At 60.3% G+C, this 16810-nt stretch carries 14 protein-coding genes; 6 read left to right on the top strand and 8 right to left on the bottom strand.

Annotated features, from left to right (window positions below):
- Positions 1-103 precede the first annotated feature (103 nt).
- From NJQ44_RS19175 to NJQ44_RS19165, 3 genes are all read right to left on the bottom strand, one after another.
- A complete protein-coding gene (locus tag NJQ44_RS19175) occupies positions 104-826 on the bottom strand; it encodes a carbohydrate-binding family 9-like protein (RefSeq protein WP_254274506.1) in 723 nt (240 codons plus the stop codon).
- 64 nt (positions 827-890) lie between these two features.
- Positions 891-1778 (bottom strand): NAD-dependent epimerase/dehydratase family protein, encoded by an 888-nt coding sequence (locus NJQ44_RS19170; RefSeq protein ID WP_254274505.1) that lies wholly within the window; start codon positions 1776-1778, stop codon positions 891-893.
- Between the two features lie 81 nt (positions 1779-1859).
- Entirely contained in the window at positions 1860-3317 is a 1458-nt protein-coding gene (locus NJQ44_RS19165) for a family 4 glycosyl hydrolase (protein WP_489146252.1), read from the bottom strand.
- 163 nt (positions 3318-3480) lie between these two features.
- Between NJQ44_RS19165 and NJQ44_RS19160 the strand changes: the two genes are divergently transcribed.
- Positions 3481-5043: a TCP-1/cpn60 chaperonin family protein gene (locus NJQ44_RS19160; RefSeq protein WP_254274503.1), complete on the top strand. Its 1563-nt coding sequence runs from the start codon at positions 3481-3483 to the stop codon at positions 5041-5043.
- A gap of 18 nt (positions 5044-5061) precedes the next feature.
- Here the strand turns inward: NJQ44_RS19160 and NJQ44_RS19155 are convergent, their stop codons facing one another.
- Complete coding sequence (locus NJQ44_RS19155) at positions 5062-6204, bottom strand: ABC transporter ATP-binding protein (protein WP_254274502.1); 1143 nt, start codon at positions 6202-6204, stop codon at positions 5062-5064.
- A gap of 173 nt (positions 6205-6377) precedes the next feature.
- Here NJQ44_RS19155 and NJQ44_RS19150 point away from each other — a divergent pair, with 173 nt between their 5' ends.
- Both NJQ44_RS19150 and NJQ44_RS19145 read left to right on the top strand, forming a co-directional pair.
- The gene (locus tag NJQ44_RS19150) at positions 6378-7307 is read left to right on the top strand and encodes a carbohydrate ABC transporter permease (RefSeq protein ID WP_254274501.1); all 930 of its coding nucleotides are present in this window, start codon (positions 6378-6380) and stop codon (positions 7305-7307) included.
- Between the two features lie 43 nt (positions 7308-7350).
- Positions 7351-8262 carry a carbohydrate ABC transporter permease gene (locus NJQ44_RS19145; protein ID WP_254274500.1) on the top strand — a complete coding sequence of 304 codons (912 nt, stop codon included), beginning with the start codon at positions 7351-7353 and terminating at the stop codon, positions 8260-8262.
- Between the two features lie 551 nt (positions 8263-8813).
- Here the strand turns inward: NJQ44_RS19145 and NJQ44_RS19140 are convergent.
- Together NJQ44_RS19140 and NJQ44_RS19135 are read right to left on the bottom strand one after the other, a co-directional pair.
- The gene (locus tag NJQ44_RS19140; protein ID WP_254274499.1) at positions 8814-10178 is read right to left on the bottom strand and encodes an extracellular solute-binding protein; all 1365 of its coding nucleotides are present in this window, start codon (positions 10176-10178) and stop codon (positions 8814-8816) included.
- A 141-nt stretch (positions 10179-10319) separates the two neighbouring features.
- A complete protein-coding gene (locus NJQ44_RS19135; RefSeq protein WP_254274498.1) occupies positions 10320-10793 on the bottom strand; it encodes a hypothetical protein in 474 nt (157 codons plus the stop codon).
- A gap of 87 nt (positions 10794-10880) precedes the next feature.
- Here NJQ44_RS19135 and NJQ44_RS19130 point away from each other — a divergent pair, with 87 nt between their 5' ends.
- Complete coding sequence (locus tag NJQ44_RS19130) at positions 10881-11876, top strand: aldo/keto reductase (RefSeq protein ID WP_254274497.1); 996 nt, start codon at positions 10881-10883, stop codon at positions 11874-11876.
- A gap of 103 nt (positions 11877-11979) precedes the next feature.
- Positions 11980-13062 (top strand): mannonate dehydratase, encoded by a 1083-nt coding sequence (locus NJQ44_RS19125; protein WP_254274496.1) that lies wholly within the window; start codon positions 11980-11982, stop codon positions 13060-13062.
- 61 nt (positions 13063-13123) lie between these two features.
- Here NJQ44_RS19125 and NJQ44_RS19120 read toward each other — a convergent pair whose 3' ends face one another.
- A complete protein-coding gene (locus tag NJQ44_RS19120) occupies positions 13124-14206 on the bottom strand; it encodes a Gfo/Idh/MocA family protein (RefSeq protein WP_254274495.1) in 1083 nt (360 codons plus the stop codon).
- A gap of 139 nt (positions 14207-14345) precedes the next feature.
- On the opposite strand from NJQ44_RS19120, the gene NJQ44_RS19115 reads away from it, so the two are divergent.
- Positions 14346-15188 carry an NAD-dependent epimerase/dehydratase family protein gene (locus NJQ44_RS19115; RefSeq protein ID WP_254274494.1) on the top strand — a complete coding sequence of 281 codons (843 nt, stop codon included), beginning with the start codon at positions 14346-14348 and terminating at the stop codon, positions 15186-15188.
- A gap of 235 nt (positions 15189-15423) precedes the next feature.
- On the opposite strand, the gene NJQ44_RS19110 is transcribed toward NJQ44_RS19115, so the two are convergent.
- A complete protein-coding gene (locus tag NJQ44_RS19110; RefSeq protein WP_254274493.1) occupies positions 15424-16569 on the bottom strand; it encodes a mandelate racemase/muconate lactonizing enzyme family protein in 1146 nt (381 codons plus the stop codon).
- Positions 16570-16810 lie beyond the last annotated feature (241 nt).

The raw sequence follows: 16810 nt of genomic DNA, 5'->3' as shown, positions 1-16810 counted from the left end.
ATTCGACCCAAAGGCATCACCTCGTGTCCTCCGAGCATGATGTATATAGAAACTGTTGCCCGGCAACGGCTCTGGTGTATTGGAAACGAGGGGACGGCGACCGTTATGCGAACCGGAGCCGTCCGAAAAATTCCGGCGAGTGGTAGTCTGGCTCTGGCGTCGGCATCGGGTTCCATGTCGCTTTCATCGCGTCGCGCTCGACGCCGCTCCGGTAGACATTTCCACACCATACCGTCCCGGATTCGGGATTGATATCGACACCAGTCAGCCCAGATAGGGCCACGAACGGGATTCGGGCGGCGAGCCACCAGCCGTCGTCCGTAGGCCGAGCCTCTCTGGTCGGTCCGTCGACCGAAGTGGCCACGTCGATCTGGTCAGCGAGTTCTGGGGAGATCAAATCGCGACCGATGGCACGCTTCTGCCAATCTTCTTCCTGCCACGCGAGCTTGAAGACGCCACAACAGTTCGCTTCGAAGTTGAAGTAGCGCGAGCGTTGATCAGCGTCTCCTCCGCCGCCTTCATCCCCACTGGTATTCGAATCAGTGTTCGGGCGCGGATCGGCGAACAGTTCGACCGAGCTATCCTCGAATGTCGGCCCGTTCAATTCCGTCACCACTGACGTGATGTGTTCGTCTTCTACCTGGAACTGGGCGTAGAGCGCCTCGTCGTCGTAGAGGAGCCGCGCGGTCGTCAAGGGCTTTGGGCCGCTGTTGTGCCAATTGAACTGATCGACCGCGAGCCGTGACGCATCGCACCACGGAGTCCCGTCGACGCGTCCGGTCAGCGGGACGGTGTCGTATGTCCGCTCGACAGTGTACGATCTCACGAACGCCTCCCGAATGTTCGCTGTCGGATGGCGCGGTATCCTGCACGGTGGATTTCCCCGAGCATTACTGTGTCATCGACGGCGTCGGAACGTCTTCCTGTGCAGCTGTTTGCCACCTGTGTTTTGGCTCCCAGTCCAGCAGGTCACGGGCCTTGGCCGAACTGAGCGCCGACTCGCGGCCGTTGATCGCCACCTCATCGGGGAGTTCACCGAAATACGCCTCGAAGGCATCCGTCGTCGGCCTGTCGAGGTACGTATCGGTGGCCGCGACGACGAATGGTTCGTGGCCCGTGAGTTCCGCATCAATAGCCGCCTCAACGGCGCTGGCGACGTCTCGCCCGTCGACGTACGACCAGAAATTACCGACGCCAGCATCAAGGTCGTCTTGGTCGTCAAGCACGCTGTAGTTCCCCGGGTATTGGACATTCGAGATGCGTAACGACGCGATCGGAACGTCGTACCGGCGGGCCACAATCTCTGCGATGTCCTCGCCGACGAGCTTCGAGGAGCCGTACGCGTCCTCAGGCCGGAGTGGATGGTCTTCGTCAATGGGGAGGTAGTCCGGGAGCGAGGGCTCGCGTGCGAATGGGAAGCCGTACGCGCTCTCACTCGATGCCCACGTGATCGGGACGCCCGCCTCCCCGGCGGCCATGAGGACGTTGTAGGTGCTCATAACGTTGTTCTCGAAGACGTGGGTTCCGCTGTGGACCTCAGGATTCGGGATCGCTCCAAGGTGGACGATCGCATCCGGTCCCACATCGCGGATGATTTCCCAGACTGCGCCCTGGTCGGTGAGATCACAGGCGCGTAGCTGGACGTCTCCTCTGATATCGGCGTCCGAACCGGGATGTTTCCGGTCGACGCCGACGACTATCCGATCGTCGGCCGTCAGGTGATCGACTGTCCAGCGGCCGAGACGTCCGAGACTACCGGTGACTAGTACTGTCTCCATATGCGAATTCGTCTACGTGGACCCGCGCCAACAAAATATAGTTTGGGACCGGTCGGATGATGGCTCGCTACTAGCGATCCGCTACGACAACACTGCTGCGCCGTCGAGGTCCCAGTGACTCTGGAGATACGGCTCAACCGCTTCGATCAGGTCACGGAACATCGCTTCGGCATCGGTAATCGGCACGGAGACTAGCGGATCGTTAAGGAACGCCTGGAACGCCAAGTCCACGTCGCCCGCGAAAGCCGCTTCCACGATCGTCTCCTGATTCTGGACGTGCGTCGAGACCGCATTGTGGACCTGTGGCGGGAGCTCTCCGGCCGCGAGCGGCGTCACCTCTCCCCGCGTAAACAGGGCGTTAGTCTCGACGACCGTGCCCGCGGGAAGGTCCGGGGCCTGCCCCTCGTTCGGAACGTTCACATTTGTTCGGAGACGCTCGCCGCCGAGCAGCGCACGCATCATCGAGACGCCTTCCTCGCCCGAGTCGAAGAACTCGAACTCTTCGTCGCCCTCCATCGGGTCGTAGAATTTATCCAGGGCGTCTTCCTGTCGCTCGACGCGGTACTCGCTCGGCGTTAGTTTGATACCCCACGACTGAATCTCGTCGGGGTCGTCCACGGAGAGGAACCACGGGACGAACTCTGCGAGGTGACGGTCGCCCGCCGCCGGGAAGATACCGAACCGATCGAACAGCGCGTAGGCAACTAGTTCGTTGTCTACGAAGTACGAAGCGTCGTCGAGATCCCCCGGGTCGAATGAGCGGTCGCTGATCACTTCCTCACTGTGGCGCTTCAGGAGCGGGAACAGATCGTGACCGCGCCACGTTGCCTCGTCGATCCACGTGAAGTGGTTGATCCCCTTGACGTTCACGTCTATCTCGGTCCGCGGGGGCTGAGGCTCATCCATGTACTCAGCGACGAGTTCGCCGAAGTGCTCCTGTGTGTGGAACACCTCGTGACAGCACCCGATGGCGTTGATGTCCGGGAACGCTTCGTACAGCGCTCGGACGCAGACCGTCATCGGGTTCGTGTAGTTGAGCACCCACGCATCCGGACAGTGCTCCTCGATGGCAAGCGCGATATCCCGATACACTGGGATCGTCCGCATCGCCCTGACGACGCCTCCAGGTCCCACGGTGTCGCCGACCGACTGGTAGATGCCGTACTCGGACGGGATATCGATCTCGTGCGCCATCGTCTCCGCTGGCGGGTCCTGCGTCGAGAGGATGACGAAGTCCGCACCTTCCAGCGCCGCCGAGCGGTCCTCGACGGCCGTATAGGTCCACTCGCCAACCGCACCCTCTCGCTCTTGCACCCAGTTTCCGAACTCCGCATTGCGCTGGGCGCTCTCGTAGTCCAGATCGTACAGTACGACCTCACCACTCATGTCGGTACACTGCGCGAGATCGTTGATGAGCGTGTAGGCCCACCCGCGACTCCCGCCACCGACGTACCCGATCTTCACCGACTGCGTGGCGTCCTCGTCCGCGGCTCCCGCTGACGTGGCCGTAGCTGTTTTGTTACCGATTTCGCTGTCCATGTGTACGAACACCATCTGATAGCGGCTAAATAAGATTTTGGATGGAGGCGATTGCGCTGCATGGTGGCACCGCCTTTCCATGACCGGTGGGACCAGGGCCGCCGTTCTGAGCAATGCATTTATGTAGAAGCTCCGACGCATGACGTACATGAGTCACAGAACAATGATCAGCGAGGACGCCTCCGAGTACACCGGGTCCAAGCACATCCAACAGCGGAACGCGACTGCCGCCCGCGCACTCGGTGAGATCGTCAGATCGACGCTGGGCCCCAACGGGATGGACAAGATGATCGTCTCGGAGAGGGGCGAGGTGACGCTCACCGACGACGGTTCGACCGTCGTGAACGAACTCGCGTTCGAGAACCCCTTTGCTGGGCTCGTCTCGACTGTCGGTCAGAGCCAGCAGGCGGAGGCTGGAGACGGGACGACGACAGCGATCACCTTCGCCACAGAGCTGCTATCCGGCATCGAGACGCTGCTTGATCAGGGGGTCCACCCGACCTCAATCGTCGACGGCTTCCGTGCAGCGAGTGAGATATCACGGGAGACGATCGGCGACCTGACGCGCGACTTGGACAGTGTGGACGAACACCTTCTCCAGCGAGCGGTCGCCAACCGACTTACCGGCATCGTCTTTGGTGACACCAAGACCGCGCTGGCCGGGGAGATTACGAGCCTCGTCGAAGAGATCGTCGCGACGGCGCCCGGACGCTACGCCGACCGAATCGCGGTTGAATCCGACCCAGGCCGCTGGATCGGCGACTTCGAACGCGTTCCGGGTGCCACCGTCGACAAGAAGCCCCTCCGGCAGCGGATGCCGACCGACTTTGAGGAGGCCGCTATCCTGCTCGTCGACGAGCCCCTTGAAGTCGACGAGAGCGGGCACGAACCAGCGGTGACGGTCGACTCCTTTGGTCAGTACGATCAACACGTTGACCGTGAGGAGCGCAGTCGAGCGACGGTGGCTGACCGGGTCGTCGCGTCCGGTGCCGACGTGGTGTTCTGCCAGAAGCGGGTGGACGACGGCATTGCGAACCGACTGGCGGACGAGGGCATACTGGCAACGGAGTTCACGATCAAACCCGATCTGGAGTTCCTCGCGCGACTCCTCGATATCCGAATCACCGGTGATGTCGCGGGCGTGAGCGAGGACGACCTCGGTCGAGCGAGCGTCCGGCAGAATGACGACGAAAATCGGTTCTACATCGAACCGCCGGTCTCCGACCCGACGGCAATGACGCTGATGTTGCAGGGGTCGACAGAACGCGTCGCTGGCAAGCTCGAAGACCGAGTGACAGAGGCCGTTGACGCAGCCGTCGAACTGGTAACCGAACGCCGTGTTGTTCCGGGGGCTGGCGCGACGGAGATAGCGATCTCCCGCCGTGTGCGTGAGGCGGCCACGCGGAAGGCGAACCGTCAGCAAATCGTCATGGAGGCGTACGCCGACGCACTCGAAGTCGTCCCACGCGTGCTCGCCGAGAATGCTGGTCTCGATCCGCTTGACACGCTCACCGAACTTCGGGCGGCACACGCGAACGGGGACTCGACGGCCGGGGTCGACATCGTTCAGGGCGGGACCACCGACGTGTACGAGCGCGGCATCGTCGATTTTCCCGGGACGAAAGTGGCGGCGATCACGAACGGGACAGAGGCAGCCAACATCGTCGTGCACGTCGACGACATCGTGCCAGCGACCGACCTGCCAAACGAGAACGGCGGCGAATAACGAGCGGCCGACCGCGGCTCAGGCTTCCGTCGTCGCTTCGATCGGAAGCGAACTGTCGGTCGGGATCGACCTGTTACAGAGGGCCTCACCAGTCGGCCCGCTAAAGAGGTGGAGCTTCTCTTCGGGGAACGACAGCAACACCTCGGTGTTCTCCTCTGCGTAGTGCTCGCCCGGCACCTTTACCGTCATCTCGTTGCCGTCGAGGTCGACGTGCATGTAGTTGATGTCGCCCAAGGGCTCGACGACACGAACGTCCGCCGTAAAGGTGTGCTCGCCGGGTTCGTCGGCAATCTCGATGTCCTCCGGACGAATCCCGAGTGTGACGCGATCTTCGCCGCGGACGGAATCGAGTCGTGCTCCGGAAAGAGGGTACTCGATCCGTTCGTTGGTCAGTTGGTCACTCTCCACGCGCATGTCAAAGAAGTTCATCGACGGTTCACCAATGAAGCCCGCGACGAACCGGTTTTTGGGTGTATAGTAACACTCTAGAGGTGTCCCGACCTGCTGCAGTTCGCCTTGGTCGAGGATAGCGATCTTGTCGCCCATGGTCATCGCTTCGGTCTGGTCGTGCGTGACGTAGACGGTCGTGATATTCAGGTCCTCTTGGAGTTCCTGAATCTCTGTGCGCATGTGGGCGCGAAGTTTGGCGTCCAGATTCGACAGCGGTTCGTCGAGCAAGAATACCTCGGGCTCGCGCACGATAGCACGACCCAGCGCGACGCGCTGTTGTTGGCCGCCCGAGAGCTCCGAGGGTCTGTCACCCAGCAGGTCATCGATACCCATCATCTCGGACACGCTCTCGACGCGATCGCTGACCTCCTCGTCGGATAGTGTCGTCGTCATTTTGAGCCCGAAGCTCATGTTCTCCCGGGCGGTCATGTGCGGGTACAGCGCGTAGTTTTGGAACACCATCGCGATGTCCCGGTCCTTCGGGCTTAGATCGTTCACGACCTTGTCACCGATTCGCACCTCGCCGCTGGTGACGTGTTCGAGTCCGGCGATCGTTCGCAGCGTCGTCGACTTCCCACAGCCTGACGGGCCGACAAGCACGAGAAAGTTCCCCTCGTCCAAGTGGATATTCAGATCCTCAACGCCGACGACCGGATTCGACGAACCAGTCTGGTATACCTTAGCGAGGTTTCGAAGCTCTAAATCTGCCATGACTATTCGTATAATCGGAAAACCAGTACTTATACTTTTTCCAGCTCACCTCCCCTATATCCCAGGACGGGCCTGACTGATATCGATCGGCACCCCATCTCGAATAAGGGCAAGTAACGCAGCCGCGTACACAACATGAATTTTTATGTAGTAGAGGGTAGACATATAGCACGATGTCTATACTGTCCGGAGAGGACTCGAAAATACTCCGATTGCGGCGGCTGTTCACGGAAGCGAGGTGGTTCACACAAGAGACCTGGATCGGGGTCGGCCTCATCGTCCCCGCAACGGTGATGATGCTCATCATCATCGTGTATCCGACGATCCGTGCACTCTGGATCAGCTTTCATTCTCGCTCCTTCCTGCAGCTTGAACAGATCGAATGGGTCGGCCTGGCGAACTACCAGCAGCTCCTGTCGGACCCCGTGTTCAGTCTGGCGCTGACACAGACGGTATTACTCACTGTCGGTGCCGTGGTCTCGATGTACCTACTCGGGCTCGGATTGGCAGTCTTGTTGAAAGAGAATCTGCCGGGAATCGGAGCGCTACGGAGCCTCTCGATGGTCAGTTGGGTGATACCCCCTGTCGTCATCGTCATCATCTGGTCGTGGATGTTGCAGGTCGACTTCGGGCTGGTGAATCTCATCTTACAAATGTTCGGCGGACCCAACAAGAGTTGGTTCGGGACGCTTGAATGGGCGCTCCCGCTGGTGACGATGCTGCGGGTGTGGAAGGACACACCATTCGTCGCCATCGCGCTGATGGCAAGCATGCAGTCGATTCCCAAGGAGTACTACGAGGCTGCGGAGATTGACGGCGCCAGCCGGATCCAGAAATTCCGACACATCACGTTGCCCAACATCACGCATATCTCGATGATCATGATCGTCATCGAGACAATTGCGGCGTTCAACAGCTTCCAGATGATCTTCATCGCCACGGGCGGCGGCCCGGTGAATCGGACGGAAGTGCTGGGCACGTATGTCTACCAACAGGCGTTCCAGGAGTACGCGCTCGGCTACGCGTCGGCCGTCGGCGCAGTGATGCTGGCACTGCTGACTATCTTCACCGTCGTCTACGTCAAAGTGGAGAACACGGACTGATGAGAGCAATTAAACAGACGATCGAATCACGGAGGGTACACTAATGGCAACACCGAATCAGTACGTAGAGAATCGCAACCGAGGTGTCGTCGGTCGTTTCGACGACTGGATCGGTGAGGACCGGAGCGTCAGAGAGGCATTGGCGATCTACGGCGCGCTCGCGCTGTACTTCGTTTGGTTCCTCGTCCCGGTGGTCTGGCTCGCCCTGTCGACGATCAAGTCCGGCGAGATCATTCAGGCGAACAGACTCATCGTTATTCCGAGCCTCGAGTACATCACCTTCTCGAACTACCAAACAGTGCTGAGCGATCCGCAGTTCCGGAGACTGTTCCAGAACTCGCTGATCATCTCCTTTAGCACGACGGCTCTGACGCTAGTAGCGAGTATCCTCGGCGCATACTCGCTGAGTCGGTTCTCTTATCCTGGGCGGAAGTCGCTCCTAGTGGCGTTCATGGCGACGAAGATGCTCCCGCCAGCGCTTATCATCATTCCCTTCTTTATCATGATGCACACGCTGAACCTCGTCAATAGCTACACGGGAATCATCCTCGCGCACTGCGTGCGTGCGCTTCCACTCGCACTCTGGCTGCTGAAAGGGTTCTTCGACGACATTCCGGAGGCGCTTGACGAGGCGGCACGGATCGACGGCTGTTCGCACCTCTCTGTGCTGTACCACGTGATCATCCCGCTGGCGAAGCCGGGTATTGCCGTGGCGGCCTTCTATACCTTCGTCACGTCGTGGAACGACTTCCTGTTCGTATCGGTTCTCTCCCAGGGGATCGGGACCCGAACGCTTCCGTTCGGCCTCTACCTCTTCCAGAGTGCGAACACGATCAACTGGGGAGCGACGCTCGTCGCCGCCACGCTGACCGCGATACCGTCGATCATCTTCTTCGCGCTGGTCCAGAAGTATATCGTCAAGGGACTTGCGAGCGGCGGCATGCACGGCACCTAGAGTTTCAGTTCTCGGCCCCTGTTCCGGCCGTCACTTCCACCTCAGCTCACGCACACGACGCCTCTGTTTTCGTTCCCCTGACGCTCATGCAGACCACATCTTGGTCCTCCTTCCGTGGATACGGTCACTTCTCCCGTGTTGAGCGCACTTTATTGCTTGTGCCCTTCGTTGACCGCTGAGATCAAGTCACCTGTTGGTACTCTCACTCGTCAGAGTGTGCGCCCCGTTAGATGAGTCCGTGGCGTCTCGGATCCCATGGCGTGCAGCGTCGTCCAGCACCGTCACATCTGTCGCCAATACCCGGGAGAACACACACTCGTTGCCACCGGACTGCTCTCTGTTCCTCGGATCGAAGAATCAGAATCACGGGATGTCGGGTGATGTCGATAGTTTCACTGGTGAGCGATGGGCCGCTTGATCCACGTCGACATCGATGCTCCTGTCACTCGCACACAGACGTGTGACGCAATAGATGCCGCTCAACGAGTTGTCGCACAAAAAGTACAGCAGGAGAGAACAGTCGGTCCGCGTTCGTCCGCGCTTCGACGCAGTTAGATATCGCTCGCAGCGCTGGACCAGGCGTCGTAGAGTTGCTGTCCTGCCTCCATCGGGTCAATCTGGTCGTACATGACCTGCTGGGAGAGATCGAACCACGTTGAAGAGACTTTGCTGACGCTCCAGAAGCCGTAGGACTTTCCGGTGGCGAACACGTCTTGGAATCCGGACCAACCAGGGTTGTTCGTATCCTCGGGGACGTTCCACTCCACGTCTTCGTGGGCCGGGAGGTTCCCCGGGACCTCGCTGAGGAACGTACCTATCCCCTCAGGTGAGGAGATGGTCGACATGGCATCCCACGCAGCGTCCTTGTTCTCCGAATTGGAGTTCATGAAGAGGGGCTTTACCTCCGCGTAGGTGCCCTTCTCACCGCCTTCGACACGTGGGTTGTGCGTTGCAACGCTGTTCTCGTAGTTGCTCGTGGCCTGCTCGTTCGTGTCGTCGGAGCCCTCCGCGAGTCCCGGGAGCCACGGACCGGTCGATATCGCGGCGTAGTTGCCGTTCATGTACGCGATGTCGTGGGCAAGTGAGTCGATCCCGCGTGCGTCGGGGTTGGTCGCTGGCGTCTCGGTAGCGAAGAACGGATCGTGGAAGTACTCCTTGAACACGATCCCAAAGTCCTCCGCGGTGGCGTTGAGTTCGAACCCGTCTTCGGTGGGGTTGAACACCGAGTCGACACGCTGGAACAGGAACGACAGGAACTCTTGGAGGCCACGGGTGTTGCCCTTCTGACTGGTGAGGGTGAACCCGTGCATGCCGTCCTCATTGGCGGAGATCTCTGCGCCGATAGTGACGAAGTCGCTCCAATTATCGGGCACATCGAAACCGTACTTCTCGAAGATGTCCTCACGGTAGACGAAGCCACGGCCGTTCCCGATGTGAGGGAGCGCCCAGACGTCTTCCTTGTAGGTCATCATATCGAGCCCGATGTAGCCGTCACTGTAGTCGAGTTCCTCGACGCGGTCTGTCAAGGGCTCAATGAGGTCCGCGGAGACGTAGTCACCGCGGTGATTTGGCGTCGCCTCCACGAGGTCAGGCGTCCCGGTTGAGGCACCGGTGAGGTACTGCTGCTTGATACTGTCGTACCGCATGTCGACGAACGAAATGTCAGTGTCGATGTTGTCGCGCACCAACTGCTGGGTGTTCGCCGCCTGCGAGTCTATCGCGTCCGTCCACAGCGTGAGCGACGCACTGCTGCCGCCACCGCCTCCACCGTCGCCGCTCGTGGTGCTGCCGCCATCGCTACCGTCGCTGCCACCGCTGCCACCGTCTGAACCGCCGCCACAACCTGCCAGTCCACCAGCGGCCATCGATGCCGCCAGGCCGATATACTTACGTCTACTGTAGTTGTCGCTTGACATGATCCACTGTCCACAATGAACAGACACTATATATAATTATGGTTTTAATTCCCCAACCAGCATGTGAAATAATAAATATTGTCACTCTCAGGCCAGCCACCTACAGATTAGTAGACAGTTTGTCGTTCTGAAATCGTATCCTCAGTTACCAGCGGCATCGGGCTCGTATTCAAGCAGGTCGGGGACGTATCGCCAGCGACGGTACAGATACACGAGGCAGACCGCCGTGGTGGTAAACACGAGGGAATAGACGATGAGCAGCGGCGAACTGGTCTCGAACACGGGAATAGAAGGCAGAACGAATCGCACGGCTGCCGGGATACCAAGTCCTGGAGCGAAGTACCAAAGCCAGTTGGGCGTCCACTCAATCTCTGCGTGCGAGAGGTGGATCGCATCGCGAAACAGTGCAAGGTAGGCGAAGAAACTCAAGATTGCGACCGCGGACAAGATCAGGCCGCTCCGAAAACTATAGGGCGAACTCCCGAGAGAGAGCACTGTCCAGATAGCGTAGATGGTCGTACCAACCCCCAGTACGACGTAGGCTAACAGCGTCAGCCAATGGGTATCGTTCGTGCGCGGCCGTGAGGTGATGCTTGGACCCGGCGTCTTTGTCATTGATGATGGATGAAGACGAGCGGTATTAAATGTCGGGTGCTGTGAGTCGGTAGCATTATTATCACGCTCTCGGTTAGTTGGCCTGCGATGGAATACACCAGACTTGGGACGACAGGGACCAAGGTATCGAAATTATGCTTCGGGACGTGGCGGTTCGGCAAGCGGACTGATGGGGTCGTTGAAACGGATCGCGAGGCCGCCCACGACTTGCTCGACGCCTGCTGGGAGCGCGGTATCAACTTTATCGACACTGCCAACGTCTACGGCGATCCGTCCGGGACCAGCGAGTCATACATCGGCGAGTGGCTCGAAGACTACGATCGCGACGACTTTGTCATCGCCTCGAAAGTGTACTTCCCGGTGGACGATGGCCCCAACGACAGCGGGCTCGGACGCAAGCACATTCGTGGGCAGATTGACGCGACGCTCGACCGACTGGGTACAGACTACCTCGACGTGTACTACATCCACCGCTGGGACGAGGAGACTCCGATAGAGGAGACACTGCGGACACTGACCGAACTCGTCGAGGACGGGAAAGTGAACCACCTCGGGGCCAGCATGATGGCAACGTGGAAGCTGGCGACCGCACTGTGGGAGAGCGATGTGAATGGGCTCGAACGGTTCGAGGTGACCCAGCCTCGATTTAACGCCGCCTACCGAGACGACGCGCCGTATCGTCAGACACCGAACTACCCGGTCCACGTGGGTCACTATCTCGATTTCTGCGCCGAGCACGGCCTTGCAGTCTGCCCGTACTCGCCTCTGGAAGGAGGCTTCTTGACCGGGAAGTACGAGCGTGACGACGAAGCCCCGAGTGGTTCGCGCGGGGACCTAGAGTCGTGGATCGATCAGTTCGGTGACCGGGAGTGGGCGGTCCTCGACGCGATTCGTCACGTCGCCAACGCCATAGACGCGACTCCCGCGCAGGTAAGTCTCGCGTGGATGCTGCACGGCGATACCCCAACGACCACCGCGCCCATTATCGGTGCCCGTACGCCCGAACAGTTAGACGATAGTGCTGGCGCGGTCGATCTGACACTCAACGACGACCACGTCGAACGGATCACGGCGGCGTACTGACGTCTGACAGCCCGAGTGCCGCCCTAGTTCGACCGACTTCTCGACCCCGTTTGGGCCTTTGGCTACCGTAACATCCATTAGAGCACTCCGAGAAGCGGGAGGTATGGTTACGGACGAATCTCAGTCACTGCCTCAATCCCACTCGAAGCGCCCCGAGCACATCAGCGTCGGCTTCCGTTCGCGTTGGTTGAACGACGAGCGGCTCAAGTTTATGGCCCAGATCGGTGTCGAAGACGTCTTCGTCGACGTTCTCTCTCCGGGATACGAGGCTGACGCCTTCCCGGACGATATGGACACTGACGGCGCACGCCACCTCGAACTGTCTCCCGAAAGCGTTCCCAGCGTCGACAGACTCGTCGAACTGAAGGATTACCTCGCCAAGTTCGATCTGGAATTCGCGGGTATCCACTCCCTGCACTACGGGATGTACGGCGACATCATGTTCGACAGGGAGGGACGCGACCGTCAGGTCGATGCGATAGTTACGCTACTCGAGAATCTCGGGGCCGCTGGGATCGATACGCTCGGTTACCAGTGGAACCCCCGTGGCGTCGTCCCCATGCGGACCGGAACGGACGCGGCCATACGTGGCGGGGCGACGGCGACACGCTGGAACGAGGACGACTTGGAACCGATCCAGACGCCACCGGGAGAACTCGAACGGACCTACTCGGAGGAAGAGTGCTGGGAGAACTACGAGGAGTTCCTCGCAGAAATCCTCCCCGTCGCGGAGGAGGCGGGCGTCCGGATGGCTCTGCACCCGGCCGATCCGCCGGTGTACGAAGAGATCGGTGGCGTCCCGCGACTGTTCCGCAACGCCGAGGCTTTTGAGCGAGCGATGTCGGCCGTCCCGAGCGACGCCCACGGCCTGAAGCTCTGCCTGGGCTGTTTCTCCGAGATGGGGGAGGACGTGCCGGGCGTGATCCGGCGCTTCGGCGACGACATCGTCTTCGTCCACTTCCGAGACGTAGTCGGAACCGTACCCGACTTCACCGAGACGTTCCTCGACGAGGGGAATTTCGATCCCCACGAGGCGATGACGGCGCTTCACGAGGTCGGCTTCCGTGGGCCAGTGTTGCTGGACCACGTTCCCCACGTCGAAGGCGATACCGAGTGGCGTCACCGTTCTCGAGCCTATGGATCGGGCTACCTCCGCTGTCTCATCGAGAACGTCTCCCGGCAGTAGAGTCGGTCACCGTCCGCCGCCGACCGCCTCGACCGGACAGGGGTCACCGATTTCGAACTATTCAGTCCCCGATCTCGATCGGGCGACCGCGCTCGGCAGACTCGTAGACCGCCTCAACGATTTCGACCGCCTTGCGAGCCTCTTGCGCGTCCAGCATGTACGGTTCGTCGCGCTCAACGGCTGTGAGGAAGCTGTCGATATTCCGGCGATGGAACTCGTCCTCGATAGACATCGGGTCCGCTGCGCCGCCGCCGTCCGACTCTCCGCCGAATCGGTTGCGGATCGCTGTGTCATCGTCGGCTGCCTCGCGGAACTGCCACGTAACGAGTTCGTCTTCGAGTAGTTCCGCTGTTCCGTCGCGTCCAGCCATTCGGATGCGTTTGAGCGAACCCGGGTACATCGAGGTGGTCCCCAGCACGTGCCCAAGCGCACCGTTCCGGTACCGGAGCACGGCGACAGCAGTGTCTTCAACCTCGACGCGGTCGGTGTCGTGGGCCCGTGTAGCGGTGAAAGCGAACACCTCCTCGACGGGATTCACGCCCGGGTCGAGACCGGGCATCGCCGCGCTCGCGAGCCACTGGATCGCGTCGATTCCGTGGATGGACTGATTCATCATCGCGCCGCCCCCGTCGAGCATCCGTCTTCCCTGCCAGCGGTCGGGCCCGTAGTAGTCGTCGTCGCGCCACCAAGGTACTGATGTGGAGACCACTGAGAGGTCGCCGAAACGACCCTCGCTCGCGGCGTCCCTGACTTGCTGGACGACGGGGTTGTACCGTTGCTGGAAGACGCCACCGAGGCGGACACCGGCCCTGTCGGCGGCGTCGCGCATAGCGTCGATCCGCTCGGTAGTGATTTCCAGAGGCTTCTCACAGAGGATGTGAACGCCGCGCTCGGCCGCCGCAACGGTCGGTTCGAGGTGGGCTCCGCTGGGCGTACAGACCAAGAGCACGTCCGGAGCGCTCTCGTCGAGCATGGTCTCGGTGTCTTCGTACCACTCGCAGTCGTGTTCGCTGGCGAAAGTGCGGCCCTTCTCACCCGTCCGGCAGGAGCCAGCGACAAGCGTCGCGTCCGCCAAGTCGGAGATTGCCGCCGCGTGGATGTCCGCGACAGCGCCGATTCCAGCGATTGCAATACGATATGTCATGGGCACTCACTTCATTGCTCGCCCTTGGCGAGCAAAAGCGTACCGGAGTGCTCACTTTTGCGATCGAACAGACTCCGATAGCGGCCGACTTTGTCGGTACGGACACCTTCTTTTGGCGGGTCGATAACTAGATGTTAGGATGAACGTTTTGATGACCGGCGTTTACGGCCGCTGTGGAACGGCCGTGATCGACCACTTGCACGACCGTCCCGAGTACGACTTTACATACCTCAACCGCTCGGACCGATCAGACGACCACCCATATGGCGGACTCGACACCGTCGTCGCTGACGTTGCCGAGGCCGACGCGGTCGAGGCTGCCACCGAGGAACAAGACGCCGTGATCCACATGGCCGCCTACCCCTACACTGACGGGGAGTGGAGCGACATCTTCGAGCCCAACATCGTCGGGATGTACAACGCACTCGAAGCCGCCAGAAAGCAAGAGGTTGAATCGTTCGTCTTCCTCTCGACGAACCACGTCATGGGTATGTACGAGGTAGAGCACAGCCCCGAACTATACGAGCCGGAGCATGGCCTCGTCCTCGATCACAGGGACCCGGTTCGCCCGGACTCGTTCTATGGCGCGTCCAAGAGTTTCGGAGAGGACCTCGGGCGCTACTACGTCGAGAACTACGAGTACCCCCAACAATTCTACGCACTTCGGGTCTGTAGCGTCCGCATGCCAGAGTACGACCATCCGTACGGCGACGCCGAGCAGGCGGTCGAGAATGGCGACATCGAGCGGGGCAGTGCGGCGTACGACAAGCAGGTCGCGAGGATGAAGGCGATGTGGCAGTCCCGGCGGGACTTCGCACACCAGGTCGAGTGTTGCCTGCAAGACGATAATGTCACCTTCGACATCTTCAATGGCGTCAGCGATAATTTCCGCCGCTGGTTCGATATCGAGCATGCCCGAACGCGTATCGGATACGATCCACAGGACGACGGTGAGGATTGGGACGCTCCGCCCAAGCGCTGACAGCCTCAGCCCTCGCTCAGCCGAAAACTGCACCGACGGCCACTCGATTATCGGTCACACAGCCCGTTCGGATTTCCGCTCGTTCCCTAAAGGGGAACAACCTGCTCCAGAAGCGGCGAAATAGAATAACAAAAGTACTTATGATATATGCTCGGAAGTCACCGATATCCGCCGAAATGAGCGCTGATCGTGGAACAGGATGTTCCCATTGGGGGAACAAGAAGGCAGAGAATACTCAGTCGATCCGGTAGCGCTCAATTGCGGTCTCGTCTATCTCGATCCCCAGCCCGGGCGTGTCGGGCACGTCTAACTTGCCACCGGTGGGATCAAATGGTGCCGCAAGAATTTCGTGTCGGAGCGGGTTTTCGCTGCGATCAAACTCAAACAACACGGTCTCGGGCGAGGCACCTGAAGCGTGTGGATACCGCGGAACGGTTGCGAGGAACTGCAGCGCTGCGGCGACGCCCACGCCACTGTTCCATACGTGAGGGCGGACGACGACGTTCCGTGTCGTCGCCATCTGGGCGAGGTATCTGGCCTCCGAGAAGCCCCCGCAGCGGCCGAGGTTCGGCTGGACGATATCAACCACACCCTCCTGCACGAGCCGCGTGAACTCGAAGCGTCCGAAGTGGGCTTCGCCAGCCGCGAGCGGCACGTCGATGGCCGAACTGATCCGTCGATATCCCTCGTAATTCTCTGGGGGAACGGGCTCTTCGGCCCACGTGATGTCGTACGGTTCGAGCGCCTGGATGGACTCGATGGCTTGTGTCGGCGTGTAGTTCCCGTTGTAGTCGACCATCAGGTGTGCGTCCTGTCCCAGCCCCTCTCGGGCGGTCTCGACGCGATGGACGTCGTCCTCGATGCCGCGGCCGATCTTGACTTTCGCTGCCTCGAACCCCTCGTCGGCCGCAGTCGCGATCGGTTCGGCGGGGTCCTCTCCCCACTCGGTGATATACATTGTCGAGGCGTAGGGAGTGACGGAATCTCTCGACTCCCCTCCAAGAATATCCCGGACCGGCTTGCCGACCTGCTTCCCGCGGAGGTCCCACAGCGCGACCTCGATCCCAGTCAGCGCGGCCTGCGTGATCCCGTCACGTGCGAAGTGGTAGCCACCGAGGTCGCCCGTGTACACCTCGTCTGCGAGCCCATCAGCGTCCCACGGCGTCCGGCCGACGATCTCGTCAGCAAACACCTCTTCGATCATTGTCGCTACCGTCTCGGGCGGCGCGAACGCCTCGCCCCAGCCCACCGTGCCGTCGTTCGCCGTCAGTTTAACGAGCGCCGCCGTTCGGGTCCCCGTCTTACCTCGTGTACCACCGAACGACTTCCCGTCGTCCAGTTCGTGTCGCAGTGGAATGGTCTCGAGAGAGCTTATTTTCATGCTTCTGATACTCAAGATGCGACGGTAATAAATATACCTTCCCCAGACATCGCCACCTTCGGCCTAACTTGCCTCGCTGAGAGTGTCCCGGTACCTAAAAATAGGATACGAAAACCAGGAGAAATCCACCATCATATCGGTGCTACCAGTCCCAAGTGCAATCACAAACTGAGCTTCCAGACCACGGAACACCGACGTGCGAGGTTCGTCTCTGCGCACAGCGCTGATTGATTCGTATATC

The sequence above is a fragment of the Haloarcula marina genome, from assembly GCF_024218775.1.
GTDB classification, from domain to species: Archaea; Halobacteriota; Halobacteria; order Halobacteriales; family Haloarculaceae; genus Haloarcula; species Haloarcula marina.
This window is presented reverse-complemented; position numbering and strand designations above follow the sequence as displayed.